Here is a 25,298-nt window from a genome sequence, read left to right as displayed (position 1 = left end):
GCACACTCGACACGCCCGGTGTGCCGGTGACGGTCCGGGTCGGACGGGATCGAGGAGAGCGGCGAATGTTCAGACGAGTGGGACGGCCCGGGTTGATCGGCACGGTGGCCCGGACGGCGGTGGTCGCGGGGACCGCGACCGCGACCGCGAACGCGGTCAACAACCGCCAGGCCAAGAAGGCGGCCGACAAGCAGGCGACCGCCGACCAGCAGGCCGCCGATCAACAGGCGGCCTACCAGCAGCAGAGCCCGCCGCCGCAGCAATACCCACAGCAGCAGGCCTACCAGGCGCCGCCGGCCTACCAGGCGCCGCCAGCCCCGCCGGCGGAACCGGCGTCGGGTGGCAGCGACGACATCGTGGGTCAGATCGGCCAGTTGGCCAAGCTGAAGGAGGCCGGCGTGCTCTCGGACGCCGAGTTCGCCGCGGCCAAGGCCAAGCTGCTCGGCATCTGAGAGGTCGCGCCGGCTCAGCCGATGTCGAGGGCGGTCACCCGCCACCGCCCGTCGACACCCTCCATCCGGAACGCAATCGCTCGCACCCGGGCGCCGCTGCGGACCGTCGCACTGACCTCCGCGACACCGTCGGTGGGCTGACAGATCCGTACCGACATCACGTGAGCCGGTGCGCTCAGCCCGTGCGGCGCCCGATTGACCAGGCCGGCGAAGACCGCCGGCGCGGTGTGTACACGCAGTTGACCGACCGGCCGCCGGCCGGCAAGTACCTCGACCAGCGCCGTGGTGAAGACCTGCGCCGCCCGCGGCGCTGCCGGTAGCTGCGCCGTGCCCGTGCGCCGGATGCCAATGTCCGGGTCCGCGGACCACGACGGCACGGCTGCGCAGGCCACCGAGGTGGGCGCTGGGATGGGCGCCGTCACCGACGCCGCCAGCTGGATCGGAGCGTTCCCGCCCGGGCTGAAGCCGGCCGCCGGCCGCCGCTCGTGGATGGTCGCCGCTGAACCGTGCGGGCCACCGACCTGATCGAACGGGGGCTCTGAGTCGGGCACCGGGGCCAGGTAGGGCCGGTTCGTGCGTCGGCCCGCCGACCCGGCGACCGCGGCGGTCACGGCCGCACCTGCCCGGCGTCGCTCGGCACGAGGAGATCCTGACCGGGCAGGATCGTGTCGGGGTCGTCGCCGATCACCTCCCGGTTGACGAAATACCACGCGCGCCAGGCGTTGTCGACGTCCAGGTCGGTGGCGTCCGGGCCCAGGGCCGCGGTGGCGATTCGCCACAGGGAATCCCCGGGCTGCACTCTCACCACGCTGGACGGCGCAGGGGCGGCCGACCGCTCGGCGGGCGGGGTGTTCGTCGATGCCTGACCGCCGGTCGCTGAGGTACCAGGCCCGGCGGCCGACGCCGGGTTCACGAGTGATCCGGTCGGCGGCTCCGGCGTGTCGATGGTCGCTGTCGCTCCGGGGTCCGCCGCGGCGGAGTGCGGATCCGACAACGGTGTGGTCGCCGCCGCCGCCGCCGGTGTCAGGGTCGTGGCGGGCGCGAGGGTCGCCGGAGCGGGAGCGGGAGCGGGAGCGGGAGCCGATGCCGAAGCCGATGCCGAAGCCGGAGCCGATGCCGGGGCCGATGCCGCAGCCGAAGCCGATGCCAGCGTCGGAGCCGTGCTCGGGTCCGGCCAGTCAATCGTGACCGACGCCCCCGGCCCGGTCGTCGGCGCTGTCGGCGGGGTCGTCGATGTCGCGGATGAGGCGGGCGTCGACCAGACACTGACGGACGCACCGGCGGCGGCCGGACCCGGTGCGCCCGGCGCGGCGCAGGCCGCGGTCCCGGCGATCAGCGAGACACCCACCGCGGCCAGGACGAGTCGACCGACCGAGGCGGGGGCGATCCGCGGCAGCAGTCGCCGGGCCCGGCGCCCCGATCGGCCGGGCAGGCGCGCGATCAGCCCGACGCCGAGTACAACGACCGCCCACCCGGCCAATGACCAGGCCAGCAGGCCGGCCGTGATCAGCAGCATGGACTGGACGGCCGCCAGCGGCGCGTTCGGTGACGTCGGCACCGCACCGGTGCCGGTCAGCACGTCGAGCGCCTCGGCCGGCCCCGGCAGCTGGGTCAGCAGCGCGGCCAGGGCGACGACGCAAGCGAGCAGCGTCAGGCGCGCGGGCCCGGTCGGTGGCGCCGCTCGTTCGTCGTTCGTGCGAAACGATCGCCGATCATTGCGTTTGACATCGTTTGCCATGACGAGAAGTGAAAACGATAGGGATGAGCTGTGTCAAGCCCGAAAGGGCCCATTCGGCTCGGGTTTGACCGGCCTGACCGTGGTTGCGATCGTGGTGCCATGCGATGGGATCGGTTGTTCGCCGAGCTCGAGGGCCGCTTCGATCAGCTCGCCGATGAGCAGGAAGCGGCCGAACGGGCGGATCGCGAGCGGGTGGCCATTGGCGCCGTCACCGCGATCGAGCGGCTCGCCGGTGCGTTGAACCAGCAGGTCCGCATCGGAGTCACCGGCGGCGCCGTGGTCGCCGGGGCGTTGCGGGCGGTCGGTCCGGATTGGCTGCTGGTGGTCGAAGGGGGGCAGCGGGATTGCGTGGTGCCGTGGCGGGCCGTCGCCGTGGTGCAGGGCGTGACGGCCACCACCGGGGCGGCGCCGTCGGGTCTGGATCTGCGGCTCGACCTGCGCCGCGCGCTGCGTGGGTTGGCCCGGGATCGCGCACCGGTGCAGGTGGCGCTGGCCGGGTGGACCGGTGGGGGTCCGCCGGCGACGGGCGGGGGATCGGGTGAACTCATCGGCACGATCGACCGGGTGGGGGCGGATTTCATCGAGGTGGCCCTGCACGCGGCCTGGGAACCGCGGCGGGCCGGAGCGGTGCGCTCGGTCGCGCTTGTGCCGCTGGCGTCGGTGCTGCTGGTGCGGGCGACGCCGCTCGCCTGAGGGGCAGGGTCGGTCGGACCGGTTGGTGACGGGGGACGGGGTGACGGGTCGGTCGGCGCAGACGGTTCCCAGTGGGTCGGGTCTGACGATCGGGAGCACTCAGCTGGGTTGGTTGCACATTGCGGTGCGCTCGCGCAGAGATCCGTCGGCCAGCGATTTCTGGGACGGCGGCTGGCTTCGAACCCCGATCAGCAGATCGATCGGCGGGGTCCACGTCGGTGTCCCGGAGGCTCAGCTGCGCGGCGACGAGCTGGGGGAGTTCGTCAATGAGCTGCGAGAACTCCACCGCTGGCTCACCGGCACGGTTCGTCTGGGGTCGCTGGTGGACTGGCTCGACCTCACCATTGCCGGCGACGGGTCGGGCCGGCTCGCCGTCGAAGGGACCGTCTCGGCGACGACCAGACCTTCTTGCCGGGCCTGGTCGCCCAGTTCGACGAGGTGATGTCCAGGTATCCGGTCCTGCGTCGGGCAACGGATTGACGAACGGCTGGGGGCAGGTCTCGCTGGGCATCGGGTTCTCGCCCGGACCAAATCCGGCAAGCGGATTCATGACCTCTCGGCCGCTGGCCAGAGCGCGAGCGCGGACACGAACCAGCAGACGCCCCACAGTGCCAGGGCGAGGAAGTTCGGCCCGCCGGTGATGGCGAACGTCGGGAAAAGTATGGCGAACGGGTAGACGCCGCAGGCCAGCACGGTGTACCGGCGCCAACCGGTCCAGCGATGGGCGCGGAGCACACCGACCCCCGCGGCGATCATGCCGATTCCGATCAGGACCGTGCCGACCGGGAAGAGGACGGTCTCGGCTGGGCGAGGATCGACCTGGAGCACGAACTGGGCGACTGAGTACAGCACCCACCCGACGCCGGCGACCGTCAGGCCGACACGCGAAAGGCGGCGGTGCGCCGTGGCCCCCGACCGCTCGACGCCCACCAGGGTCGCGAGGAACAGCAAGTAGGCCACGCCGATCGCGGACGTGCGCAGCGCGTAGCCGGGCTCGCCTGGACCGACACGATCGACGGTCTCCAGCAGGCCGCCGCCGACTTGGGCCAGTGCCCCCGCCATGCCGAGCACGGCGAGCAGCCGCATCCCCGATTGACCCGTCTCAGTGGTCCGTACCTGCGTCTCGATGTTGGACACTGCAAGTCTCCTCCCAGCTCACGAGCATGATTTGTAGTTAACCACTAGTGGTTCACTACAAATGTTAGCGTGAGGCTGTGCCGGAGGTCAACGCTCCAAAGTCGAGGATGGAGCAGCGCTCGATCCAGACGCGGGCACGGATCGTGCGGGCCGCTCACGCCCTGTTCTGCGAACGTGGCATCCGGCAGGCGACCATGGAAGAGATCGCCGCCGCCGCCGGGGTGGCGGTGCAGACGGTGTACTTCCAGTACCGGACCAAGAACGAATTGCTGCGGGCCGTCCATGAGTGGACCGTCATGGGAGACGAGGGACTGCCGCCCCAACTCCAGGAGTGGAGCATCGCCGCGCTTGCGCAGGTCGATGCGCGCGACGCGGTGGCCGCAATGGTTGCCGGCGTCGTCACCCTCAACGAGCGCATTGCCCCGACGTTGCCGATCTTCGCGGCACTCGCGCGCGAGCCCGCCGGCGAGATCTACCGGAACTCGAGGCGGCTGAGGCGGGAGGGAATGGAGTACTTGGTGAAGGCCCTGAAAGCCAAGGCGCCGCTACGCCCCGGCCTCCTGCCTGCACAGGCTGCCGACATCCTTGACTTCTTGATGGGGCCCGAAGCGTACGCCGAGCTCGTGCTGAACACTGGCTGGTCCAAACGGCGCTGGGTGGAATGGACCTCACTCCTGCTCTCGGACCAGCTCTTCGGACCGGCATGACCCAAGCCCTGGCCGGCCGCTTCATCGGAATTGGCTGCCGTGGCGAAGAAGAACACCACACCGCCGAAAACGATGAACAAGAGCACGGCACCTACTGCCCGCCATGGCCCTGCTTGCCGCCGACGGGACCGGTCGATCCACTGCTCGGACCCGACACGAGCAGCCGGGGTCAGGTCTCGCTGGGCATCGACGTCGGCAGCTCGGACAGGTTGGCCGCCGTCCGCTTGTAGGCCGTCTCGATGTACTCCTCCAGTTTGGACCGTTCGACCCGCCATTGGTTGCGGCCGCCGATCTGGATGCCCTGCAGGTCACCACTGCGAACCAGGGCATATGTCTGGGAAGCCGATATGTTCAAGATCTCGGCGACGTCCGTCAAGGTCAGGAACCGCTCGGCCGTCATGAGCCGACCTCCACCCGTCGCGTCGAAGAGATATCGGAAGGACCGGACATCATGTCGGCGACGTCGGCAAAAGTGAGAAATCGCTCCGAGGCCACAACCTGAGTCCCTTCTGCTGTCGCTACGACGAGCGCGCACGCCCGATGAGAGGGTGCCGCGCATCGTTGGGCTGCTTTTGATGGCGCTTGACTGATGATGATGTAGTTTGCCACGAAGAGTGTGGCACAGGTCGCGACCGACGCACAGGGAGGATCGGCATGTCACTGCCGCCGGCCCCTGCCCCACGTCGGTTGTCCCGGCCCCGGTGGGTCAACGTTCGGGTCGTGGGCGGCATTCTGCTGGTCATCGCGGCGATCGTGATCGGCGCCCGGGTGATCGCCGCCGGCTCCCAGACATCGCCAGTGTGGGCGGCCGAGCGGAGCCTGGCCGCGGGCACGATCATCGGCGCCGGCGACGTGGCCGCCGTCGAGGTCAACCTCGGCGCGAATGCCGATGCGTACCTGAGCCCGGGGTCGGGCTCCCCGGTCGGCATGACGCTGGCCGCCCCGTTGGCCGCCGGTGAGCTGCTCGCCGCGTCCGCGGTCGGCCCGAGCGAGAACGGTCGGGTGATTGCCATCGCGGTGGCTCCCGAACACCTGCCACCGGGCGTCGGGCACGGTTCCACCATCGACCTGTACCTGACCACCGATGCGACGCCGGGGTCCGGCGACCCGGCAACGACCGATCTGATCGGCCGCGATCTGACCGTGCAGTCGATCGCGGCGCCGGCCTCGGGGGGCCTGTCCGGGGCGACGTCGAACCAGTACCAGCTGTCGGTGCTGCTGCCCGCCGACGTGGCCGACCGGCTCGTGCGGGTGCTGCCCACCGGGTCGGCCATCGTCGTGCTGGTCAACGGCTGAGGCGGCGGGATGGCCCAGGGGTTGCTGACCGCGGGCAGCGGTCAGGGCTGGGAGAACGAGCTGGTCGCCGCGCTGGACCGGCCCGGCTCGCCGATGACCGTGTTGCGGCGCTGCGTCGACATCGGCGACGTGCTGGCGGTCGCGACCACCGGCCAAGCCGCGGTGGCCGTGGTCTCCGCCGATCTGCGTCGGCTGGACACCGACGCGGTGAACCGGCTCCGGTCGTCCGGCGTGGCCGTGGTCGGTGTCCATCCGGCGGCGGACGAGAATGCCCGCACGCGGCTGCTCCGGATCGGCATCACCGCGCTGGTCGCCGACGACGCCGGGGTCGACGCCCTGGTCGCCGCCGCCGGGGTCGCGGTCGCGGAGATCACCGACCTCGATCCCACGGCGATGCCGGCGTCCTTCGGCGCGTCGAATCCGCGGTCCGCGTTGCCACCGCCCGGCTCGCTGGCCGACGTGCAGATCCCGGACGGCCCGCCGCTGCGCGGCTCGGTGCTCGCCGTGTGGGGACCGACCGGGGCCCCCGGTCGCACTCTGCTCGCCACCAACCTCGCGGTCGAGGCGGCGGCGCAATCGGTGCCCACCCTGCTGGTGGATGCCGACGTGTACGGCGGCGTGGTGTCATCGGCCTTCGGTCTGCTGGACGAGTCGCCCGGGTTGGCCGGGGCCTGCCGGCTGGCGGCCGGCGGTCAACTGGATCTGGGTGCGCTGGCCGGCCTGTGCTGGTCGCTGGGTGACGACCTGCGCCTGCTCACCGGCATCTCCCGGGCCGACCGGTGGCCCGAGGTGCGGCCGTCGGCGATCCCGCTGGTGCTCGACGCGGCCCGGGAGATGGCCCCGCTGACCGTCGTCGACTGCGCGTTCGCACTCGAAGCGGACGAGGAGATCTCGTTCGACACCCGGGCCCCGCGCCGCAACGGGGCAACGCTGACGATCCTGGCCGAGGCCGACCTGGTGCTGGTCGTCGGTTCCTGCGATCCGCCGGGACTGGAGCGGTTGGTTCGCGGGCTGGCCGAGCTGGGTGAAGCGGTGCCCGACGTGGTGCCCCGGGTGGTGCTCAACCGGTGCCGATCATCGGTGGGGTCGGCCGCGGAGGCGGAGGCCGCGGTGCGCCGATTCGCCGGGCTCGAGGTGTATGCGCGCCTGCCCGAGGACCGCACCGCGACCGATCGGGCCTGGCGGCGGGGCGTCGCGCTCGCCGACGCCGCGCCGCGGTCGCCGTTGCGCGGGGCGATCGCCGACCTGGCCCGGTCCGTGTCCCGGCTGCCGGTCCGCGGCGGCCCATGACGCGGGGGCGCCCGCCCTGGCCGGGCCGGACCGCCGGCCGGGCCGTTGCTACCGACCGGGTGATTCGGGGCGAGCAGCCATCGGTGAAGATGACCGGGTGAGCGAGGATCCCGGGTGATGGCGCACCATCCCTTCGACGTGCCCGCCGACGCCGCGGTCCGCCATACCGGCGGGCGGGGGTCATTGGTCAGCCAGGTGCGGTGGGAACACCCGGACGGCTCGACCGCCACCTGGGAGTCCCGCAAAGCGCGCAAGCGCGGCTTCATCGAGGTCGTTCGGGACGGCGTCGTCGAGCGGATCATGGCCCGGCCGGCGGTCGCGGTGCGCCTGCGCCGATGCAACGACATCTCGGGCCTGTCCTTCTTTCTCGGTGGCGCGTTGTTCACCCTGGGCGCCTTGATGTCGCAGTACTCGACGGCGTCGACGTCCGTGATCGACTGGACGTTCCTCGTCGGCGGCTTCTGGTTCTCCACCGGTGCCTACGTCGCCCTCGTGCAGGAGGTCAACTCGCCGCGCAAGATCGGCAAGGACGGTGCGCTGGCGGCCCGCCCCTGGCGCTGGTGGGCCTACGAACCGCATCGGCCGGGGTGGCTCGCCGCGTTCGTGCTGTTCTGCGGCACCCTGGCCTTCGCCATCAGCCTGGTGGACGCGTTCCTGACCGAGCTGACCTCCGGCCAGGTGGACAAGCTGATCTGGGCACCGGAGATGGTCGGATGCATCCTGTTCCTCGTCTCCGGGCACATCGGCATCGTGGAGGTCTGCCACGGCCGGTTCCGCCTGATCGTCGGCGACCTGGGCTGGTGGATCGTCGTGGTCAACCAGATCGGTTCCTGGCTGTTCCTGCTGTCCGGGCTGGCCGCGTTCGTGCGGCCGGCGACCGGCGAGGTGATCAGCGTCTGGATGATCAACTGGGGGACCGCGCTGGGGGCGGCCTGCTTCAGCGTGGCCGGGCTCGCCCAACTCTTCGAACGGCCGGCGGCTCCCCATCCGGCCGCGGTCCCGGGTGACCGTACGCGCTCTGTGCCACGATGACGGGATGAGCAGGGCGGCCGGGCGGGCACCAGACCGCCGACATCACCGACACCGGGGCGTCGAGCGCAGGCGGGCGAGGTGCCTGTGACCGACCGGCTGTCCGCCACGGACGCCTCGTTCCTCTACGCCGAGGACGCGGGTACCCCCATGCACGTCGGGGGCGTGGCCATCCTGCAGCCCGATCCGGACGGCCCGGATTTCCGGTACTCGACGATCGTCGATCTCATCGAGTCGCGGCTGTCGCTGGTGCCGCGCTACCGGCAGAAGGTGCGTTTCGTGCCGGGTCGGTTGGCCCGCCCGGTGTGGGTGGATGACGAGGACTTCGACATCACCTACCACGTCCGGCGTTCGGCCCTGCCGAAACCGGGGACCGAGATCGAACTCGACGAACTGGTCGGGCGGTTGATCACTCGGCCGCTGGACCGGACCCGCCCGTTGTGGGAGGTCTATGTCATCGAGGGGTTGACCGGGGGCCGGGTCGCCCTGGTGAACAAGACGCACCACGCGATCATGGATCGGATCGGCGCCGTCGACGTCGCCGCCGCGATCCTGGACATCACCAAACGCTCCCGTGATCTGCCCGAGCAGCCGTGGATCCCGAATCCTGCGCCGGGCGACATCGATCTGGTGGTGGATGCCATCGCCGACCTGACCGCCCGTCCGTCCGAGGTGCTCGACGTGGCCAAGACGTTCGCGCAGGACGCCGGTGCGGTCGCCGGCAAGCTGCTGGGGGTTGCCGGTCGGGTGGCCGAGATGGCCTGGCACACGGTGAGCCCGGCGCCGCGGTCGCCGCTCAACGACGCCAAGAGCGGGCTGCGCCGGTTCGCCAGCGTGCGGACCGACCTGGCCGACTTCAAGCAGGTGCGGCGGGCGCACGGCGGCTCGATCAACGACGTGATCATCACGGTGATCACCGGCGCGCTGCGGTCGTGGCTGCTGTCCCGCGGTGAGGCAGTGACCGCTCACACGAGCCTGCGGGCGATGGTGCCGATGTCGGTGGCACCCGGGCCCGGCGAGGAGGCCGGATCGGTGGCGTCCTACCTGGTCGACCTGCCGATCGCCGAGCCCAGCCCGGCCATGCGGCTGCACCAGGTCTCGTTCGCGATGGGCCCGCACGTGGACTCCGGGCAGCAGGTCGCGGCCGACTCCCTGGTCGAACTGGGCCGGTTCGCCCCGCCGACCTTGCACGCGCTGGGCGCGCGAGTGGCCGGCCAGCTGTCCAGGCGTACTTACAACCTGCTGATCACCAACGTTCCGGGGCCCCAGGTGCCGCTCTACGCGGCCGGTTATCCGGTCGTCGCCCTGTATCCGGTTGCTCCCTTGACCGTCGGGCACGCGCTGGCCGTGTCCTGCACGTCGTACAACGGCGGCGTCTTCTTCGGCATCACGGCCGACCGCGAGGCCGTGCCCGACGTCGAGGAGTTCGCCGCCCAGATCGCCGAGGCGGTCGACGAGATCCGGTCCACCGTGCCGGCGTCCGGATCACCGACGACGCCGACCCGGTCGCGGCGGTCGCGGTCCACCTCGTGAGCGACGTGCGGATCTACCTACCGGGAACGGTGTCGGGAGTGCGCGCGGCGCTGGCCGCCGGCGCCGTCCCGGTGCGCTCGGGCGTCGGTTTCGCGGTCACCGGTTCGTTGCGGGCCGAGTACCCGGGCTGGTCGGAGGAGGAGCTGGAGTATCTGGCCATGCTCGACGCCTCCCGGGCGTCCCTGCGCCTGCTGGCGGCGGCCGATCCCGACGAGCCGTCCCTGCGCGTCGTGGTGGCCGCCGATGTGGACGAATCGCAGGCGATTGCGCGGCCGGAACGCGACCGGGCGGTCGTCGCCGTCGGTGGTGACGCGGTGCCGTGGAAGCGGGTGGTCTCGGTGCACCTGGACGGTGCCGACGCCGCCGGCGCCGTCCGCGCGGCCGCCGCGGTGATCGACGCCGCCGATCTGGGTGACCCCGACGCCGAGTTCACCCTCGGTTCAGCCGAGGACTTCGACCTGGCCTGGTACGCGCCGGGGGAGATCCGGTACCTGCTGGCGGAGCTGGACGGGTAGACGCCCGCCGCGGTGGTCGGCCGGGTTCGGTCGGCCACATCGGCGTGGGGGTTGCGCGGCGCGTCCCGAAGGGGCGGTGCCCGGACGGGCACCCGTCGCTGCTCGAAATGCCGCCCGCACGCGAATCCGGCCGCGCGGGCGAGGGGTGGATCATCGGTGGCATCGGCTCGTCGTCCGAACGGCTCCGCACCGGGCGGCATGGAATCGGGTGCGGCCACCCGGGGAACGGACGGCGGGGTGGGCGCAGAACGACGGATCCCGCCGAGGCTGCGCCGCCCGCCGCCGGCTGATCCGGTCGTGTTCGACGAGGTGGGTCCCGGTGTCAAACGGCACGGACTGCTCGCCCTTCAGAGCACGGCCGGCAACCGGGCGGTGACCTTGTCCCTGCGGACCGGCGGGTTGCAACGGCTCGTCGCAGATCCGTTGACGGCGCCCGGCTCGGCGCCCCGGCTGCTGCGGCAGGGCTCCCATGGTGAGGACGTACGGCACGTCCAGGACCGACTGAACGCGCACGGTGCGACACCCCCGCTGGTCACGGACGCGATCTTCGGCCCGCTGACGCACAAGGCCACTGTGGCCTATCAACGGACCCACGCGCTCACTGCCGACGCGGTGATCGGGCCGCGCACGTCCGCATCGCTGAACGGGCCGATCGACGTCGGCGGCAGCAGTGGTCAGGGCAGGACGCCGCCGAGCGGTGCGCCGCCGGCCTCGGTGCTGCGATACGACACCGCGTCCTACCGGATCAACCCGCCGACCAAGGCGACCACGCTCGCCACCCTCAACGCCGAGGTCAAGACCAAGCAGACGGCCACGCCGCCCGACCTCGGTCCGACCGTCACGGTGATCGGTGTGACCGCCGGCAGCCAGGCCGAGCTGTTCGTCTGGAACACGCTGGTGCAGCTCGGCACCCGGGCGCGCTGGGGGACCGAGGTCGACCTGGTCACGGCGATCGGGCCGGCACCGGTCAAGCCGCCCGGCCCGGCGCCGGTGGGGCGGGTGACGATCCGGATCGACGCCCAGGGCAATGCCGCGGCGACGCTGGTGGCGGCCGGCCCGCCAGCGGCGGTCGCCGTGTTCCCCGACCTGAAGGCCGCCATCGCGGCGATCCAGGCCCTCGGGTTCGCCTCGGTCAAGGACGGTAGCGGGACCTGGACCGTGGCCGAGCTGTCCAAGGTGCACGCGGCACTGTCCCGGCTGCCCGCCACCGACCGGGCCGCGTTCGGTGGCGTGGAGCTGATCCGCGAGTCGACGCTGACCGATGATAAGGGTCAGCCCCTGGCCGGGCAGTTCAGTCACCGGGCGACGTTGGCCACCGGTGCCACGACGGCGACCCGCAGCCAAGCGCTCAAGATTGCCGATCTGGCATTCGCGGCCGATGGCGTGTCGTTCATCGGGGACGGGACCACCGGTGGCCCGGCCAGCTTCCACACGATCGTGCACGAGGCCGGCCATGCGGTCGAGACGAAGGCGCTCCGCGATGCGCAGTTCGCGACCCTGCAGGCGCAGGGTGTGCTCAACGGCAAGATCACCGCCATGAATGCGGCGATCACCAAGTTCAACACCGAGTCACGCACCGCCTTCGGCACCGTACAGAAGTACTCAAAGGCGAACCTGGCGTCGTCGGCGAGCCTGCGCCGGACGGTCAACGGCGTGACCACCCGCCTGCAGGCGATGTCGTCCAACGACACGCCGGCCCAGAACTCCGCACTGGAGGCCGCGGCGACCAAGGCGATCGCGGCGCGCGACAAGGCCCGCGCCGACCTGGCCAAGGCGAACGCCGGCCATCCGGCGCTCACCGACTTCGCCTCGACGATCACCGCTCAGGGCGACTGGTTCACCACGTCCAAGGACCGGGCGGCCGCCAACACCACCGTGCACGACCGCCGCACCGACGAGGCCGCCGTCACCGGTTCCGCCGGCCGGTCCAAGCGACTGACCGCCTTCGTCGCGGTTGTCACCAAGAACAAGATCCCGCCGTTGACCGAGTACGCACGCACCAACTGGCCCGACCACCCCGAGGAGTTCTTCGCCGAGGCTTACTCGTTCTGGCAGAACGACCGGCAGTACCTCGGCACCAACGCGCCCGCCCTGGTCACCTGGTTCGACGCGGGGGAGCACCTCAAATGACCTGGCTGGCGTTGTACCCGTTGGCCCGCCCGGCCTACCTGCCGCACGAACCGGCCGGGTTGGACGCGGCGCTGTCCCGGTTCGAGGCGGCCGCGTCGGCCTACCGGTCGGGACGTCCGGCGCAGGCGGCCGGCGGGTTCCTGGCGGCCGCGGTCGAGCTGCGACTGGTCACGCCCGACGACATCGGAACCCGCACGGTGGCGTACTGGAACACGTTGGTGTGCTTCGCGAGCGTGGGCGACGCGCCGGCGGGGAGCGATGTGGTGCGGACGACGGCGGCCGACGACCCTCAATGTGCGGACGCCGTCGCGGCGGTGGCGGCGAGCCTGTTCGGCGGATGACCGAACGATCCCTTGGGCGACGTGAGCGAGGCTTGCCGAGCGATCTATCGGCGTTGGGATCGGTAGGGTCGCGCCCGCAGTTCCGCACATCGGATCGTGGTCAGGACCAGAACGCGGTGACGGCGGTCGGGTCGCCGACGAATTGATCCACGCTGCGGGCCCGTCCCTGCTCGATCGTGAACATCAGGATCTGGGTGTCGTCGAAATGTCGCCCGTCCGGACGGGTTCCGCTGATCCGGGTGAGCACGGCGACGTGTCCGGCGTCGTCGGTCAGGTAGATCTCCGGGATCGGACGCAGGGTGCCGGCGGTCAACGTCATCGACTCCGAGAGGAAGCCGACGATCTCGTCGACCCCGTGCTTGATCCCGCCGAGCTGGTCGTCGTTGCGGTGGTTCCAGGTGGCGTCCGGGTGGAACACGGCGGCGAAGCCGGGCAGGTCCCCAGCCGCTACGGCGGCGAAACCGGCTCGTACGGAATCGATGTCGGTGCTGGTTGGGGCGGTGGTGGCGGTCATCGGATCCTCCTGGTGAGTGGCTGTCGGTCGCTCACGGTAGGTGGTCGGAGGGTGCCGGCACATCGATCGTTCGATCGATCCACGCCGCCTCGCGGGCGTCTCCTGCGGGCCCGTCAGCGGCCGGTGCCGGCCAGGCCGTGCCGCATCGCGAACATGGCCAGCCCGGCCCGGGTCGACACACCGCACTTGGCGTAGATGTGCACGGTGTAGGTGTGCACCGTCGAGTGGGAGATGAACAATTCGCCGGCGATCTCCCGCTTGGTGCGCCCGACGATCAGTCGCCGCAGGACGTCGAGTTCCCGCTCGGTGAGGTCCACCGGCAGTGGCGGGAAGGAAGGCGCCGGGGCATCGGCCGCCGCCAGGACCGCCCGCACCGCGGACCGGTCCAGTGGCATCCCGGACAACACCCGGGCCGCATCGGCCGGGTTCAGCGCTGCCCGATGCGGCCGGTCCTCGCCGAGCGCGTGCCAGACGTCCGCGGCCGCCAGCAATCGGGACAAGTCGTCCAGGTCGGAACCGTGGACGCCCGAGGGGTAGCCCGAGCCGTCGATGCGTTCGTGGTGCCGGCCGGCAATCGCGCCCAGCGGGGCGAGATCGGGGGAGCGGGACAGGATGCGGCCCGACTGGTACGGGTGCAGCCGGACGAGTTCCCAGCTCTCGACCGGAAGGGGACCGGGCCGCTCCCAGATGCCGGTGGGAATCGCCGCCCGACCGAGGTCGTGGACCAGGCCCGCCCGGTAGGCCACGCCCGGATCGAGGGACGCCGCGCGGGCCGCGTCACGGAACAGGCCGGCGACGCCCCGGGAGTGACCCTGGAAGAACGGTGTCTTGAGGTCGGCCGCGTCGCCGAACCCGGCCAGCGCCTCGTCCAGATCGGCCTCGTCGCGGAAGAACCGGTGGGGCGCCGGCTCCCGGTCCACGACCGCGGCCCAGACGTCGTCCGGCCGGGACAGTACCAGGAGCTCGTCGGGGGCGTCCAGGAAGACGGCCGTGATCGCGGGGTCGAGGGCGCGGCCCGTCCAGCGCGTCACGGCGGCCCGAGCGGCGGCTGTGCCGCCGACCGCGTCGAACATCACCGCGGCGTAGCCGACCGCGGCGAACCGCGCCGCCGCGGGGATGTCCTCGCCGGCGAGCCCGGTCGGTGACCCGTGGCCGTCGAAGCGTTCGAACGCGCACAGCACCGATTGACGTACGACATCGGGCAGCCGCAGTCGGCTGACCAGACCGGCGCCGACCTCGCAGTCGGCGCGGGCCGACTCCTTGACGATCCGCCGAACCTGAGGTGCCCGGGCGACGATCCGCGCCTTGTCGACCCCGTGGCCCAGCCCGGCCAGGAACCGGAGCGCCTCGACCGGCCGGGTCGGGTCGATCAGGTCGCCGCGGGCGCGAACGATCACGTCGTCGCCACCGAATGCGGCGGCCGCGTCGTGCGAGGTCGCCGCGCAGCCCGCGAAACGCATCAGGCCGGCATAGAACACGTCACCGACCGCCGCCGGGTCGTGGCTGGCCCGGCGGGCCAGGTCGGCGGCCAGCAGACACGCCCGCATGGCCTCACCCGGCGGATGCCCGCGGGTGAGATCGCTGGTCAGGGACAGCGCCGCGAGCACACCGGCAAGGCGAACCTGACTGGGCACCAGCTGAGTCTAGAAGTGCCGATAGCGGACAACACCGACATTCGGCCGGCGGCGCCGGGCAGACGCCGAAGGGCGGGTTCGACCTCTCGGTCGGACCCGCCCTTCGCGCTGGATCAGTCGGCGTTGCGGACGAACTCCAGCTCCAGATCGATCTCGACCTTGTCCGCGACGACGGCGTTGCCGGCGCCGAAGGCGGCCTCGAAGCTGACGCCGTAGGCCTTACGGGAGATGGTGGTCTTGGCGGAGAAGCCGGCCCGGGTGGCGCCGTAGGCGTCGACGGTCTCGCCCAGGTACTCGACGACCAGCTCGACCTCGTTGCTGGTGCTGCGAATCGTCAGGTCACCGACCAGCACGAACTCCTCGCCGTCGACGTCCTTGACGGACTTGGAGACGAAGGTCAGCTCCGGGTGGTTCTCGACATCCAGGAAATCGGCGGAGCGGACGTGCGCGTCCCGCTGCTCGTGCTTGGTGTCGACGCTGGTGGCGTCGATGACGGCGGTCACCGAGGCGTCGGCGATACCGTTCTCGCCGACGACCAGGGTGGCGGACTTCAGCGCGAAGCTGCCCTTGGCCTTGCCGACGGCCATGTGGCGGACCTTGAACGAGACGTCCGAGTGCACGGCGTCGGCGGCCCAGGTGCCGGCGGTGATGGTGGGAGTGGCGACGGTGGTGGTCATGGTGTGGGTTCCTTCCCGAGCGGCGGTTACATGAATGTTCAACGAACCTGCCGTCAGCATATTCCGGGAAAGTAGACGTGTCACCTATCGACGGAGCGAAACAAGGTGTGAGCCTGGTCACTCGTGGCCGGAAACCAGGACGTCCTCCAGTCGCCGTCGAGGCGTCGCCGCCGGTCGCGGCGATCCGTCGCCGTAGCCCAGTCGAACCACCTGCTGCACCACGACCGGGCGGCCCAGCGCGACGCTGTACTCCTCGGACACCGCTCGATGAGTCTCGTCCTGTTCGATCGCCTGGCCCAGGATGCCCATCCGCAGTCCGGACGCCGTTGCCCGCAGGCCCACCCGCTCCAGGACCCGGCCACCGTCCAGCCAGTCGGCGGGGGAGTCCAAGTCGCTGTGGATGACGGCCAACTGCAGGCGGCCCTCGAATTCGCCTTCCGGCAAGGCGCTGCCCCAGTCGTCCGGCCCGACCGAGAAGTCGCGGCCCGGGTACCGGCCCGACGTGTCGCGTACGCCGGTGGCGCCGCTGGGGATGCCCTCCCGCGGGCCGCGGTCGACCCACCGCTTGATCTCGGCCAGGTAGGCGACGTCGTCGACCATCCGGGCCTCGACCTCCGCGGTCAGCTTGAGGAAGGCCCGCGCGAAGTCCTCGGTGGCCTGGTCGGTCGACACGGTGCCGCAGGCCCCGGCGGTCGTGATGTCCTGCCACTGACGGGCGTTCAGCGTGGTGGCGGCGAAGGGCGCCCGGCTCGTGTAGCGGTGCTCGATCGCGCCGTACAGGGCCTCCTCCGGCGCGCTCGGTTCGGCCGGACCGCCCGCCCACGTCACCGTGGCCACCGGCAATCCGGTCAGCGCCCGGAGGGCCGGGGGAAGTTGCCCGCGGGTGATCGGCACCAGGCCCTTCGGGGGAGTCGCCGGTCCGGTCGGGAAGGTCGTCACGCTCACCCGGGAGCCCAGCCGGTGGGCCAGGGCCAACTCCAGGTTGGCCAGCGCCGCGCCGGCCGACTGCAGGGCCCAGCGGCCCGCCGGGTCGACGACATGCGGTGCCCGGCCGATATCGAGCCACAGGTCGATCGCGTCGCCGCGGAAGACGAAGATCCAGGGCTGGCTGTTGTGGATCGACGCCGCCCGGGTGGCGTCGTCGACGGCGGCGCGGACGTTCCGGGGAATGTGGCCGAACATGACGGGTTCCTCTCGCCGGTGGGAGTCGGAGTCAGGTCGGTCTCGCGGGTCGGAACCGCGCGATCGAGCACGCCGATGTCCCGACGGTAGGGAGCGGCGACCCCCGACGGCGACTGCCGTTGGGCCTGCCGGCCCGGGACTCAGGTCCCGGTCGGGTCGCTGTCGCGCCCGGCGAGGGTTCACCTCGATGCTCGCCGCGCTTCCCGCTGCTCGACCAGTTCCTGCACCGCGCTGGGCAGGGTGGTGTGGAAGTCGATGAGCTTGGCCCAGGTCGGGGTGATCACGATCCGGACCATGCCGTCGTAGAGCGACCGGACCTCGGCCTCCCATTCCAGACGCTGCTCGGGTGTCATCTGGTAGGTGCCGTTCATCTGCAGGTACTCGTCCGGGATGCCGTCGACCACGTCCAACTCGGCCCGGCCGCGCAGGAGCAGGATCGTCGGCGGGTGTACCTCGGTGTCGATGGTCAGCGCGACCTGGGGGTTGCGCCGCAGGGAGGGCAGCTTCGGGGCGTTCTTGGTGGTGCAGGCGACGATCTGAGCCCCGTTCCAGGTGAACGCGATGGGAATGTTCCGTGGGGTCCCGTCGGCGGCCACGTAGGCCAGGCGCATGATGTCCCGCGCCAGCAGCTCTCGGCTGGCCGGGCGGTCGAGGATCGTGGCGATGTGACTGGCATCCATGGGTCTTCTCCTCGGTCGGTGCGGACGGTCGGGATTGGCCGCCCTCCCCCTGGGTCGGAGCCGGCCGCGGGTACTCGACATCGGCAGCGGGCCCGGGCCGTCGAGGCGCGATCGGTTTGCGCGATCCGCGATCGTGCGGGATACCGGTAGGGGACAGCGACGGACCCAATGATCGACCCGAGCGCGAGGAGGCACCGATGACCACCTGGTCGACCCAGAACCCCGGCGAGGCCGATCCGGCCGATGTGGCGGAGCAGGCGATGACGGTGGACGCCGACGACCCCACGACGGTGGTGGACCCGGCCGGCGAGGTCGCGGCGGACATCGGCGAGGCCGACCCCGCCGACGTCATCGAGCAGGCGATCGAGGTCGGTGGGGACGACGACTATGACCGGGGCTGAGCGGGCCGCGGAAGACGCGGTCGCCCGGCAGGTCGATGGGTTTCTGACCGACGGCCTCGAGGGAGTCAGGCGTGGCCTGGCCGACCTCGGTTGGTCACCGGGGGCGGGCATCGCCGACAGCGTGATCGACACCGTCTGGACCAACCCGGCGTCCGGTGGTCGGGTGCGGGCTCACACGGGGGAGGGGGCCGACGGGTTTTTCGTCGGCCTGATCGCCAACGTCACCGACGATCGCGCCGCCCAGCGGCTGCGCGACCGGATGGCCGCGCGAATCGCCGATCCGTTGCGGGTGCCCCACCTGCGGCCCGGGCCGACCGACGAGCGGTCGATGACCTGGGCCGATGAGCAGCTGTCGGTCGAGCTGTCGCTGCTGCTCGAGATCCGGCAGGACACCCACACCCTGCCCGCGGCCGTGCAGTTCGCGATGCAGCCGCTCCGGAACGTGACACCGGTGAATCGGGTCCGGCCCGCCATCGACTGATCGCCGGTGCGGGTCAGTCCGAGCCGGCCCGGGACAGCAGCAGCCGGCGGAACGAGGCCAGCCGCCCCGGGCTCGAGTGGCCGGCGGCCACCCAGCCGTCCAGCGCGCACACCGGCCCGTCCGCGGGCGTGCCGCCGCCCGCGAGGTCGGCGGCCGGGCCCAGATGATCGCAGTTCGAAGGGCAGTCGACGGTGCCATCGAGCAGGTCGTCGAACGCTTCGAGCAGGTCGTCCGGGGTGACGTGGGCCAGGCCGAAGGAGCGGACGCCAGGGGTGTCGATCACCCAGCCGCCGCCGGGCAGCGGCAGGGCGATCGCCGATGTCGAGGTGTGCCGGCCCTTGCCGACGCCGGTGACCGACCCCGTCGCCCGGTCCGCGTCCGGCACCAGCGCGTTGACGATCGTCGACTTCCCGACGCCGGAGTGTCCGACCATCACCGACACCTGCCCGGTCAGCCGCTCCCGCACGGCGTCGAGCCCCGTGACCTCACGCGAACCGTCCAGCGCCACCCCCCGACCGGTGACCAGGATCGGTACGTCCAGCACGTCGTAAACCTCGTGCAGCGCCGCCGGATCGGCCAGGTCGGACTTGGTGAGCAGGATCAGCGGGTCCAGATCACCGGTGTAGGCGGCGACCAGGCAGCGATCGATGAACCCGGTCCGTGGCTCCGGGTCGGCGAGGGCGTTGACCATGACCAGCTGGTCGGCGTTGGCGACCAGTACCCGTTCGGTGGTGTCGACGTCGTCCGCGGAACGGCGCAGGATGCTGCGCCGCTCGGCGATCCGCACGATCCGGGCCAGGGTGTCGGCGGCGCCGCCGGTGTCACCGACGATGTCGACCCGGTCGCCCACCGCGACGGCGCGCCGGCCGAGTTCCCGGGCGCGCATGGCGGTGACGACGCGCGCCTGACGGGTGCCCTCGCCGACCAGGCAGGTGTAGCGGCCCCGGTCGACGGTGGTGACGAATCCCTCGACCGCCTCGGTGTGCGCCGGCCGGGTCTTGGTACGCGGGCGGGACGAACGCGCCGGCCGCACCCGGACGTCGTCGTTGTCCCAGTCGTCGCCGAGGCGGGCCATCATGCCGCCGCCCTCGACGGGGCGCTCGCAGGCTCCGCGCCCCTGCGGAGGACCGCGTCACAGTGCCCATGATTCGCTCGGCCCGCCTCGCTCATGCCGCCGCCCTCGACGGGGCGCTCGCAGGCTCCGCGCCCCTGCGGAGGACCGCGTCACAGTGCCCATGATTCGCTCGGCCCGCCTCGCTCATGCCGCCGCCCTCGACGGGGCGCTCGCAGGCTCCGCGCCCCTGCGCGGGGCGGCGGCGCGGTGCCCATGATTCGCTCGACGGTCTCGAGCCCGCCCGCCCACCCTGCTCATGCGCCGGGCGCGCCCAGCATCCGCGTCCACATCGCCTCGAACCCCGGCAGCGTCTTGGCCGTGGTGGCCACGTCGTCGACCAGCACCCCCGGCACCCGCAGCCCGACGATCGCCCCGGCGGTGGCCATTCGATGATCGGCGAACGCGCCCCACTCGCCGCCGTGCAGCGGCCCCGGATGGATGGTCAGGCCGTCGGCGTGCTCGGCCACCCGGCCGCCGACCGCGGCGATGTCCTGCGCGAGCGCCGCCAACCGGTCCGTCTCGTGCCCGCGCAGGTGCCCGATCCCGGTCAGCCGGGACGGACCCTCGGCGAACAGCGCGATCGCCGCGACCGTCGGGGTCAGCTCGCCGACGTCGTGCAGGTCCGCGTCGAGCCCCCGCAGCGCGGCCGGCCCGGTGACGGTCAGCCCGTCCGGTCCCAGATCCACCGACACGCCCATCGCCGTGAGCAGCCCGCGGATGGCATCGCCGGCCTGGGTGGTGGCGGCCGGCCAGTGCGGCACGGTCACCCGCCCGCCCGTGACTGCGGCCGCGGCCAGGAACGGGGTGGCGTTCGACAGGTCCGGTTCGATCGGCGTCGTCCACGGGGCGACCGGCCCCGGCTCGACCCGCCAGCGATCGGGCACCGAGTCGTCCACGACCACGCCGACCGCCCGCAGCGTCTGCACGGTCATCTCGATGTGCGGCATCGACGGCACCGGCGCCCCGACGTGCAGCACCTGCACCCCGTCGGTGAACGACGGCGCCGACAGCAGCAGCCCGGAGACGAACTGCGAGGATGCGCTGGCGTCGATCCGCACCGTGCCGCCGGGTACGCCGCCGGACGCATCGACGGTGAACGGCAGCCGGTCGCCGTCCACCCGGACCCCCAGCGCCCGCAGGGCGTCCAACACGGTGGCCATCGGCCGGCGCCGCGCCGCCTCGTCGCCGTCGAAAGTGATCGGGCCGGTCCCGGTGGCGGCCAGCGGCGGCAGGAACCGCATCACGGTCCCGGCCAGCCCGCAATCCACCTGCGCCGGCCCGGTCAGCGGCGCCGGGGTCACCAGCCAGTCGTCCCCGTCCACCGCGACCCCGGTGCCCAGCGAACGCAGCGCCGCCGCCATCAGGTCGGTGTCCCGGCTGCGTAGCGGCGCCACGATCCGGGATGGTCCGGTCGCCTGGGCGGCCAGCACCAGCGCCCGGTTGGTCAGCGACTTGGAGCCGGGCACCGGCACGGTGCCCGTCACCGGGCCGCTGGCGACGGGCGCGGACCAGGGCGCGAGGGCGACGGGTGCGGGAGGGGTCACCGGCCCATGATCCCGCACCCGACCCTGGTCATGGGTACTTGACCACCGTCACCGGCGTCGACGCGTTGGCGATCGTCGACGATCCGCCCTCGTTGTTGACCACATGGCGGATGCCGCCCTTGCCGGTGTTCGGGTCCAGGAACACGGTCAGCAGATCCTGTACTCCGCCGGGCGGCAGGGTGGCCGGGACCTCGAACGCATTTTCCGAGAAGATGTCGACACCCTGGTTGAAGAAGCTGTAGCTGCCCATGCCCCAACCGTTGAACGAGCGCACGGTGTCCGCGACCTTGAGCGCCGGGTAGCCATCGACACCGGGTGCCCGCATCCACTCGGCCTGGCTCGGCGGGTCGTACGGCATCTCGTTCTGGAAGAAGATCACCTGGCCGCCATTGCCGTTCCAGATCGTCTGTTGCTTCTGGTAGTGCTCGACGAACAGGCCGTAGGCGGTGACGTCATCACCGTTGACCACGACCCCGGTATCGGCGGTGTTGACGGTCCAGCCGACGCCGGTGCCGTGGTCGGCCCGCCAGGCCCAGATGTTGTCCAGGATCGTGTTGTCGCTGTTCACCTCCAGGCTGACGGAGGCCTTGCCGATGGCCGCCCCGCCGATCCGGAAGAACACGTCGTGCAGCACCGTTGGATTCTTGTCTCCGCCACAGGGCCGGCCATGCTTCGTGCCGACCTGCAGCAGGACCGGGGAGTTCTTCGGGCCGGCATCGATCGTCACGCCGGCGATGTCCACGCCGGGGACGTCGCCGACGGTCAGCGCCGCGTTGCCGCGCTGCGGGATCAGCGTTGCGTAGCCCAGGCCGAGCACGACGGTGTTGGCGCGAGTCACCTTGATGGCCTGGGTGAGCGGGTAGATGCCGGGGGTGAGCAGCAGGTGCTGGCCGCGAGCGAGCGCGTTGTTGATCTGCTGCGCCGAGTCGCCCGGTTTGGCCACGTAGAACTTATCCAGTGGGATGCTCGTCCCCGGCGGGATCCCCTTGTCCCAGGACACGCCGCTGGTGTTCTGCTTGACCGCCGGCACGAAGACCTGGTAGCGGCCCCGGTCGTCGACGTACAGGGTCGGCGCCTCCTTGGTCCGCGGGCTCGTGGGCAGGGTCGTGTACGGCCCGCCACAGGACGCGGCGGCCGGGAAGCACTGCGCGGGCGCGCCCGTGACCCCGGAGAACACCTGGTTCCACACCCCGTTCGACCAGCCGCCGACGGCGCTGTTGCGGGTGATCCACTGTTGCTGGGATCCGTTGACCACGGTGGCGGTGACCTTCGAGTCGGCGATGAACCCACCACTCGCCCACGCCGGACCCTTGCAGTAGGCCATCAAGGAGAACGCGCCGTTGATCTGCACCCGCCGCAGCGGCGCTGCCTGAGACACCGCCCAGAACATGGCCGACGACTCGCAACTGCCGGCGGGCTTGCTCACGTTGATTGTCAGGTTCGACAGCGAACGCCAGAAATTGTTCAACGAGATGCATTTGCCGGCGTCGTCGCACTGATTCTCGACGTCGATCGACCCGTTAATCGTCACGTCGCCGGGCAGCCGGCCCAGACCGGCCACGCTGGTGTAGTAGCCGACATTGAAGTTCAGGGGGTTCTCTGCCGTGCCGTAGGTGCCCGGTTTGAACAACAGCGCGTACCGCTCGAGACCGAACTCTTTGTCGACCTGCTGGGCGTGAACGGCATCGACGGTCGCCTTGATGTCTGCGGTGGTCATGGTCGGATCGAAGATCTTGACATTCGGGCCGAGGTCGGGCTGGCGGCCGCCGCCGCCCCAGCTCCCGCCGCCGGATCCGCCCCCGCCCGATCCGGTCGCGGCGGCCAGGCCGGGCGCGGCGAGTGAGGCGGCGATCACCGCCACCACGAGAACAGCGAATCGGAGGAATCGGGCGAGCGTCACTGGCCACCACCTGGGAGATCGGGGCACGGGGGAGGGGGGCGTATGTACGGACGGTGCCGTCACGATCACACGCGGGCATGAGTATGCCCCCGCTCCGGCCACCCCGCACGGTGAACCGGGAGCGCTCCCACCATTGCCTTGATGACGGTCCGGTGACCGGGTGATGTCGCCCGATCGCGTCTTGTGCGATCCCACAGAGCCACCGCGTCCGACCCGGAGAAGTTTGGCGATCCGGTGACTTCCGGCCCGTGAACGGGTGGGCAATTCTCACAGGCGCCCCGCCGTCCGCTCGGTTCCGGCTGCCCCGTGCTCGTCCGGGGGAGCGGCCGGGTCCGAGCCCGCCCAGGTCACCGAAGGACATTCATGACGACTACCGCACCCGCGCCGGCGCCGGCCAAGCGCGTCCATCCGGTCGACGAGGTTCTCCCCGTCCCGAAGCTCGCCGCGTACGGCTTCCAGCACGTGCTGGCCTTCTACGCCGGTGCCGTCCTGGTGCCGATCCTGGTGGCCAATGCCCTGGGCCTGTCCAGCGAGCAGCTGATCCACCTGATCAACGCCGACCTGTTCACCTGCGGCATCGCCTCGATCATCCAAGCCGTCGGGATCTGGAAGATCGGCGTGAAACTGCCGCTGCTACAGGGCGTCACGTTCACCGCGGTGAGCCCGATGATCGCCATCGGGCTGGCCGTCGGCGGCGGCACCCAGGGCCTGCTGGCGATCTACGGCGCGGTCATCGTCGCCGGCCTCCTGACCTTCTTCGCCGCCCCCTACTTCGCCAAGCTGCTGCGGTTCTTCCCGCCGGTGGTCACCGGCTCGGTGATCCTGATCATCGGCATCGCCCTGCTGCCGGTCGCCGCGAACGACATCGTCAACGGCCAGACGACCATGGCCATGCAGAATCCGGTGCTGCTCAAGAACATCGCCTACGCGATGGGCACGCTGTTCCTGATCGTCGCGATCCAGCGGATCTTCCGCGGGTTCCTGGGCACCATCGCGGTGCTGCTGGGCCTGGTCATCGGCACCCTGGTCGCCTGGGGTCTGGGCGACGCGCACTTCGACGCGGTCGCCGACTCGTCCTGGTTCGGCTACACCTCACCGTTCTACTTCGGCTGGCCGACCTTCAGCTTCACCGCGATCCTGTCCATGGTCGTGGTCATGCTGATCACCGCGGTGGAGACCACCGGCGACGTCTACGCCACCGGCGAGATCGTCGGCAAGCGCATCGTGAAGGAGGACATCGCCCGTGCGCTGCGCGCCGACGGCGTCTCCACCACCCTCGGCGGCGTGCTGAACTCGTTCCCGTACACGTGCTTCGCCGAGAACGTGGGCCTGGTCCGGCTCACCCAGGTGAAGAGCCGCTGGGTGGTCTGCTCGGCCGGCGTCATCATGATCATCCTCGGCTCGCTGCCCAAGGCGGCGGCGATCGTCGCCGGTATCCCGCACCCGGTGCTCGGCGGCGCCGCGCTGGCCATGTTCGCCGCGGTCGCCGTCGTCGGCATCCAGACCCTGCAGAAGGTCGACTTCAACGACCATCGCAACATCGTGATCGTCGGCACCAGCGTCGGTCTGGGCATGATGGTGACCGCGCAGCCGTACATCGCGTTCGCCTTCCCGGAATGGGCGCAGATCATCTTCGGCTCCGGCATCACCCTGGGTGCGCTGTGCGCGATCCTGCTCAACGTCGTGTTCTTCCACATCCCCGGCGGGCACGGGCCCGGCGTCGCGGGGCGTCCGGGCCACGGCCTGGTCACCCTGGACGAGGTCAACGGGATGGACCAGGACACGTTCGTCACGACGTTCGCCTTCCTCACCGAAGGAGCCAGCTGGCCGGCCGAGCGGGCCTGGGTCGAGCGGCCGTTCGGCGACACCCTGGCGCTGCGGGCGGCCTTCCACGACGCCCTGCTCACCGGCAGCCCGGAGGAACAGCTGGAGCTGATGAACTCCTTCCACGACCTGGGCAGCGAGGAGGCCGGTACCGCCTACCTGGCCGATCACGCCGCCGGCGTCATCGGCATGGACGAGCAGGAGCACGCGGACATCCTGACGATGGCGCGGGCCTACCGGGCCACGTTCGGCTTCCCGCTGGTGATCTGCGCCCGGGAGGTCGACCGGTACGAACGGGTGCTCAACGCCGGCTGGGACCGGATGGCCAATTCGGCCGGGGTGGAACGCGCCGCGAACCTGGTGGAGATCGCCAAGATCGCCAACGGCCGGTTCGACGAGCTGGTCGCCGACGCCAACCCGATCGCCGCCGCGCGCTCCGGGGCCAGCCGCCCCGACCCGTCCGAGAAGGTCTGATGCTGCTGTGAT

General features: G+C 71.3%; 26 protein-coding genes. 14 read left to right on the top strand and 12 right to left on the bottom strand.

Annotation, left to right across the window (positions count from 1 at the left end; genetic code table 11):
• The first annotated feature begins 65 nt into the window (after nucleotides 1–65).
• On the top strand, nucleotides 66–452 hold the full coding sequence (locus ACILSK_RS00775; protein WP_395725200.1) for an SHOCT domain-containing protein: 387 nt from the start codon (nucleotides 66–68) through the stop codon (nucleotides 450–452).
• 14 nt (nucleotides 453–466) lie between these two features.
• Here ACILSK_RS00775 and ACILSK_RS00770 read toward each other — a convergent pair whose 3' ends face one another.
• Nucleotides 467–1,063 (bottom strand): Rv3235 family protein, encoded by a 597-nt coding sequence (locus ACILSK_RS00770; RefSeq protein ID WP_395725199.1) that lies wholly within the window; start codon nucleotides 1,061–1,063, stop codon nucleotides 467–469.
• A complete protein-coding gene (locus ACILSK_RS00765) occupies nucleotides 1,060–2,190 on the bottom strand; it encodes a LysM peptidoglycan-binding domain-containing protein (RefSeq protein ID WP_395725198.1) in 1,131 nt (376 codons plus the stop codon). Before ACILSK_RS00765 ends, ACILSK_RS00770 begins: the two co-directional genes overlap by 4 nt.
• 99 nt (nucleotides 2,191–2,289) lie before the next feature.
• On the opposite strand from ACILSK_RS00765, the gene ACILSK_RS00760 reads away from it, so the two are divergent.
• The gene (locus tag ACILSK_RS00760) at nucleotides 2,290–2,883 is read left to right on the top strand and encodes a hypothetical protein (protein ID WP_395725197.1); all 594 of its coding nucleotides are present in this window, start codon (nucleotides 2,290–2,292) and stop codon (nucleotides 2,881–2,883) included.
• A 124-nt stretch (nucleotides 2,884–3,007) separates the two neighbouring features.
• Nucleotides 3,008–3,325 (top strand): hypothetical protein, encoded by a 318-nt coding sequence (locus ACILSK_RS00755; protein WP_395725196.1) that lies wholly within the window; start codon nucleotides 3,008–3,010, stop codon nucleotides 3,323–3,325.
• A 104-nt stretch (nucleotides 3,326–3,429) separates the two neighbouring features.
• On the opposite strand, the gene ACILSK_RS00750 is transcribed toward ACILSK_RS00755, so the two are convergent.
• Nucleotides 3,430–4,020, bottom strand: coding sequence for a hypothetical protein (locus ACILSK_RS00750; protein WP_395725195.1), 591 nt, complete (start codon nucleotides 4,018–4,020; stop codon nucleotides 3,430–3,432).
• Nucleotides 4,021–4,127: 107 nt separating this feature from the next.
• Between ACILSK_RS00750 and ACILSK_RS00745 the strand changes: the two genes are divergently transcribed.
• Nucleotides 4,128–4,727: a TetR/AcrR family transcriptional regulator gene (locus tag ACILSK_RS00745; RefSeq protein ID WP_395725194.1), complete on the top strand. Its 600-nt coding sequence runs from the start codon at nucleotides 4,128–4,130 to the stop codon at nucleotides 4,725–4,727.
• A 169-nt stretch (nucleotides 4,728–4,896) separates the two neighbouring features.
• Here the strand turns inward: ACILSK_RS00745 and ACILSK_RS00740 are convergent, their stop codons facing one another.
• Nucleotides 4,897–5,127 (bottom strand): helix-turn-helix domain-containing protein, encoded by a 231-nt coding sequence (locus tag ACILSK_RS00740; protein WP_395725193.1) that lies wholly within the window; start codon nucleotides 5,125–5,127, stop codon nucleotides 4,897–4,899.
• A 320-nt stretch (nucleotides 5,128–5,447) separates the two neighbouring features.
• Between ACILSK_RS00740 and ACILSK_RS00735 the strand changes: the two genes are divergently transcribed.
• The 7 genes from ACILSK_RS00735 to ACILSK_RS00705 all read left to right on the top strand — a co-directional run bounded on the left by ACILSK_RS00735 (nucleotide 5,448) and on the right by ACILSK_RS00705 (nucleotide 12,861).
• On the top strand, nucleotides 5,448–6,023 hold the full coding sequence (locus ACILSK_RS00735) for an SAF domain-containing protein (RefSeq protein ID WP_395725192.1): 576 nt from the start codon (nucleotides 5,448–5,450) through the stop codon (nucleotides 6,021–6,023).
• 9 nt (nucleotides 6,024–6,032) lie between these two features.
• Entirely contained in the window at nucleotides 6,033–7,313 is a 1,281-nt protein-coding gene (locus tag ACILSK_RS00730) for a CpaE family protein (protein WP_395725191.1), read from the top strand.
• Between the two features lie 117 nt (nucleotides 7,314–7,430).
• Nucleotides 7,431–8,345: a hypothetical protein gene (locus ACILSK_RS00725; protein WP_395725190.1), complete on the top strand. Its 915-nt coding sequence runs from the start codon at nucleotides 7,431–7,433 to the stop codon at nucleotides 8,343–8,345.
• An 84-nt stretch (nucleotides 8,346–8,429) separates the two neighbouring features.
• Nucleotides 8,430–9,875 (top strand): wax ester/triacylglycerol synthase family O-acyltransferase, encoded by a 1,446-nt coding sequence (locus tag ACILSK_RS00720; RefSeq protein ID WP_395725474.1) that lies wholly within the window; start codon nucleotides 8,430–8,432, stop codon nucleotides 9,873–9,875.
• Nucleotides 9,876–9,880: 5 nt separating this feature from the next.
• A complete protein-coding gene (locus ACILSK_RS00715) occupies nucleotides 9,881–10,390 on the top strand; it encodes a DUF6912 family protein (RefSeq protein ID WP_395725473.1) in 510 nt (169 codons plus the stop codon).
• Nucleotides 10,391–10,627: 237 nt separating this feature from the next.
• On the top strand, nucleotides 10,628–12,520 hold the full coding sequence (locus tag ACILSK_RS00710; protein WP_395725189.1) for a peptidoglycan-binding protein: 1,893 nt from the start codon (nucleotides 10,628–10,630) through the stop codon (nucleotides 12,518–12,520).
• Complete coding sequence (locus ACILSK_RS00705; RefSeq protein WP_395725188.1) at nucleotides 12,517–12,861, top strand: hypothetical protein; 345 nt, start codon at nucleotides 12,517–12,519, stop codon at nucleotides 12,859–12,861. Before ACILSK_RS00710 ends, ACILSK_RS00705 begins: the two co-directional genes overlap by 4 nt.
• 100 nt (nucleotides 12,862–12,961) lie before the next feature.
• Here ACILSK_RS00705 and ACILSK_RS00700 read toward each other — a convergent pair whose 3' ends face one another.
• The 5 genes from ACILSK_RS00700 to ACILSK_RS00680 form a co-directional block, all read right to left on the bottom strand.
• The gene (locus ACILSK_RS00700; protein ID WP_395725187.1) at nucleotides 12,962–13,375 is read right to left on the bottom strand and encodes a nuclear transport factor 2 family protein; all 414 of its coding nucleotides are present in this window, start codon (nucleotides 13,373–13,375) and stop codon (nucleotides 12,962–12,964) included.
• A 113-nt stretch (nucleotides 13,376–13,488) separates the two neighbouring features.
• The gene (locus tag ACILSK_RS00695) at nucleotides 13,489–15,009 is read right to left on the bottom strand and encodes an HD domain-containing phosphohydrolase (RefSeq protein ID WP_395725186.1); all 1,521 of its coding nucleotides are present in this window, start codon (nucleotides 15,007–15,009) and stop codon (nucleotides 13,489–13,491) included.
• Between the two features lie 113 nt (nucleotides 15,010–15,122).
• Nucleotides 15,123–15,686: a YceI family protein gene (locus tag ACILSK_RS00690; protein WP_395725185.1), complete on the bottom strand. Its 564-nt coding sequence runs from the start codon at nucleotides 15,684–15,686 to the stop codon at nucleotides 15,123–15,125.
• A 117-nt stretch (nucleotides 15,687–15,803) separates the two neighbouring features.
• Nucleotides 15,804–16,868 carry an Acg family FMN-binding oxidoreductase gene (locus ACILSK_RS00685; RefSeq protein ID WP_395725184.1) on the bottom strand — a complete coding sequence of 355 codons (1,065 nt, stop codon included), beginning with the start codon at nucleotides 16,866–16,868 and terminating at the stop codon, nucleotides 15,804–15,806.
• A gap of 179 nt (nucleotides 16,869–17,047) precedes the next feature.
• On the bottom strand, nucleotides 17,048–17,548 hold the full coding sequence (locus ACILSK_RS00680) for a pyridoxamine 5'-phosphate oxidase family protein (RefSeq protein ID WP_395725183.1): 501 nt from the start codon (nucleotides 17,546–17,548) through the stop codon (nucleotides 17,048–17,050).
• 197 nt (nucleotides 17,549–17,745) lie between these two features.
• Between ACILSK_RS00680 and ACILSK_RS00675 the strand changes: the two genes are divergently transcribed.
• Together ACILSK_RS00675 and ACILSK_RS00670 are read left to right on the top strand one after the other, a co-directional pair.
• Nucleotides 17,746–17,949, top strand: coding sequence for a hypothetical protein (locus ACILSK_RS00675; protein ID WP_395725182.1), 204 nt, complete (start codon nucleotides 17,746–17,748; stop codon nucleotides 17,947–17,949).
• Nucleotides 17,936–18,430 (top strand): hypothetical protein, encoded by a 495-nt coding sequence (locus ACILSK_RS00670; RefSeq protein WP_395725181.1) that lies wholly within the window; start codon nucleotides 17,936–17,938, stop codon nucleotides 18,428–18,430. Before ACILSK_RS00675 ends, ACILSK_RS00670 begins: the two co-directional genes overlap by 14 nt.
• A 13-nt stretch (nucleotides 18,431–18,443) precedes the next feature.
• On the opposite strand, the gene rsgA is transcribed toward ACILSK_RS00670, so the two are convergent.
• From rsgA to ACILSK_RS00655, 3 genes are all read right to left on the bottom strand, one after another.
• The gene (gene rsgA, locus ACILSK_RS00665) at nucleotides 18,444–19,505 is read right to left on the bottom strand and encodes a ribosome small subunit-dependent GTPase A (protein WP_395725472.1); all 1,062 of its coding nucleotides are present in this window, start codon (nucleotides 19,503–19,505) and stop codon (nucleotides 18,444–18,446) included.
• Between the two features lie 293 nt (nucleotides 19,506–19,798).
• Nucleotides 19,799–21,088, bottom strand: a complete 1,290-nt coding sequence (aroA, locus tag ACILSK_RS00660; RefSeq protein WP_395725180.1) for a 3-phosphoshikimate 1-carboxyvinyltransferase — start codon at nucleotides 21,086–21,088, stop codon at nucleotides 19,799–19,801.
• A 28-nt stretch (nucleotides 21,089–21,116) separates the two neighbouring features.
• Nucleotides 21,117–22,988, bottom strand: coding sequence for an adenylyl cyclase (locus ACILSK_RS00655; protein ID WP_395725179.1), 1,872 nt, complete (start codon nucleotides 22,986–22,988; stop codon nucleotides 21,117–21,119).
• Nucleotides 22,989–23,351: 363 nt separating this feature from the next.
• Here ACILSK_RS00655 and ACILSK_RS00650 point away from each other — a divergent pair, with 363 nt between their 5' ends.
• Nucleotides 23,352–25,286, top strand: a complete 1,935-nt coding sequence (locus ACILSK_RS00650) for a solute carrier family 23 protein (protein WP_395725178.1) — start codon at nucleotides 23,352–23,354, stop codon at nucleotides 25,284–25,286.
• Nucleotides 25,287–25,298: the final 12 nt, after the last annotated feature.

The organism is Nakamurella sp. (genome assembly GCF_044224575.1).
Taxonomy (GTDB): domain Bacteria; phylum Actinomycetota; class Actinomycetes; order Mycobacteriales; family Nakamurellaceae; genus Nakamurella.
This window is presented reverse-complemented; position numbering and strand designations above follow the sequence as displayed.

Bases quoted from the DNA above. Each gene is read 5' to 3' on its own strand.
- ACILSK_RS00775 (WP_395725200.1), top strand. From the start codon at position 66: ATGTTCAGACGAGTGGGACGGCCCGGGTTGATCGGCACGGTGGCCCGG.
- ACILSK_RS00765 (WP_395725198.1), bottom strand. From the start codon at position 2,190: ATGGCAAACGATGTCAAACGCAATGATCGGCGATCGTTTCGCACGAAC.
- ACILSK_RS00760 (WP_395725197.1), top strand. From the start codon at position 2,290: ATGCGATGGGATCGGTTGTTCGCCGAGCTCGAGGGCCGCTTCGATCAG.
- ACILSK_RS00745 (WP_395725194.1), top strand. From the start codon at position 4,128: ATGGAGCAGCGCTCGATCCAGACGCGGGCACGGATCGTGCGGGCCGCT.
- ACILSK_RS00740 (WP_395725193.1), bottom strand. From the start codon at position 5,127: ATGACGGCCGAGCGGTTCCTGACCTTGACGGACGTCGCCGAGATCTTG.
- ACILSK_RS00730 (WP_395725191.1), top strand. From the start codon at position 6,033: ATGGCCCAGGGGTTGCTGACCGCGGGCAGCGGTCAGGGCTGGGAGAAC.
- ACILSK_RS00725 (WP_395725190.1), top strand. From the start codon at position 7,431: ATGGCGCACCATCCCTTCGACGTGCCCGCCGACGCCGCGGTCCGCCAT.
- ACILSK_RS00705 (WP_395725188.1), top strand. From the start codon at position 12,517: ATGACCTGGCTGGCGTTGTACCCGTTGGCCCGCCCGGCCTACCTGCCG.
- ACILSK_RS00700 (WP_395725187.1), bottom strand. From the start codon at position 13,375: ATGACCGCCACCACCGCCCCAACCAGCACCGACATCGATTCCGTACGA.
- ACILSK_RS00690 (WP_395725185.1), bottom strand. From the start codon at position 15,686: ATGACCACCACCGTCGCCACTCCCACCATCACCGCCGGCACCTGGGCC.
- ACILSK_RS00685 (WP_395725184.1), bottom strand. From the start codon at position 16,868: ATGTTCGGCCACATTCCCCGGAACGTCCGCGCCGCCGTCGACGACGCC.
- ACILSK_RS00680 (WP_395725183.1), bottom strand. From the start codon at position 17,548: ATGGATGCCAGTCACATCGCCACGATCCTCGACCGCCCGGCCAGCCGA.
- ACILSK_RS00675 (WP_395725182.1), top strand. From the start codon at position 17,746: ATGACCACCTGGTCGACCCAGAACCCCGGCGAGGCCGATCCGGCCGAT.
- ACILSK_RS00670 (WP_395725181.1), top strand. From the start codon at position 17,936: ATGACCGGGGCTGAGCGGGCCGCGGAAGACGCGGTCGCCCGGCAGGTC.
- rsgA (WP_395725472.1), bottom strand. From the start codon at position 19,505: ATGGCCCGCCTCGGCGACGACTGGGACAACGACGACGTCCGGGTGCGG.
- ACILSK_RS00650 (WP_395725178.1), top strand. From the start codon at position 23,352: ATGACGACTACCGCACCCGCGCCGGCGCCGGCCAAGCGCGTCCATCCG.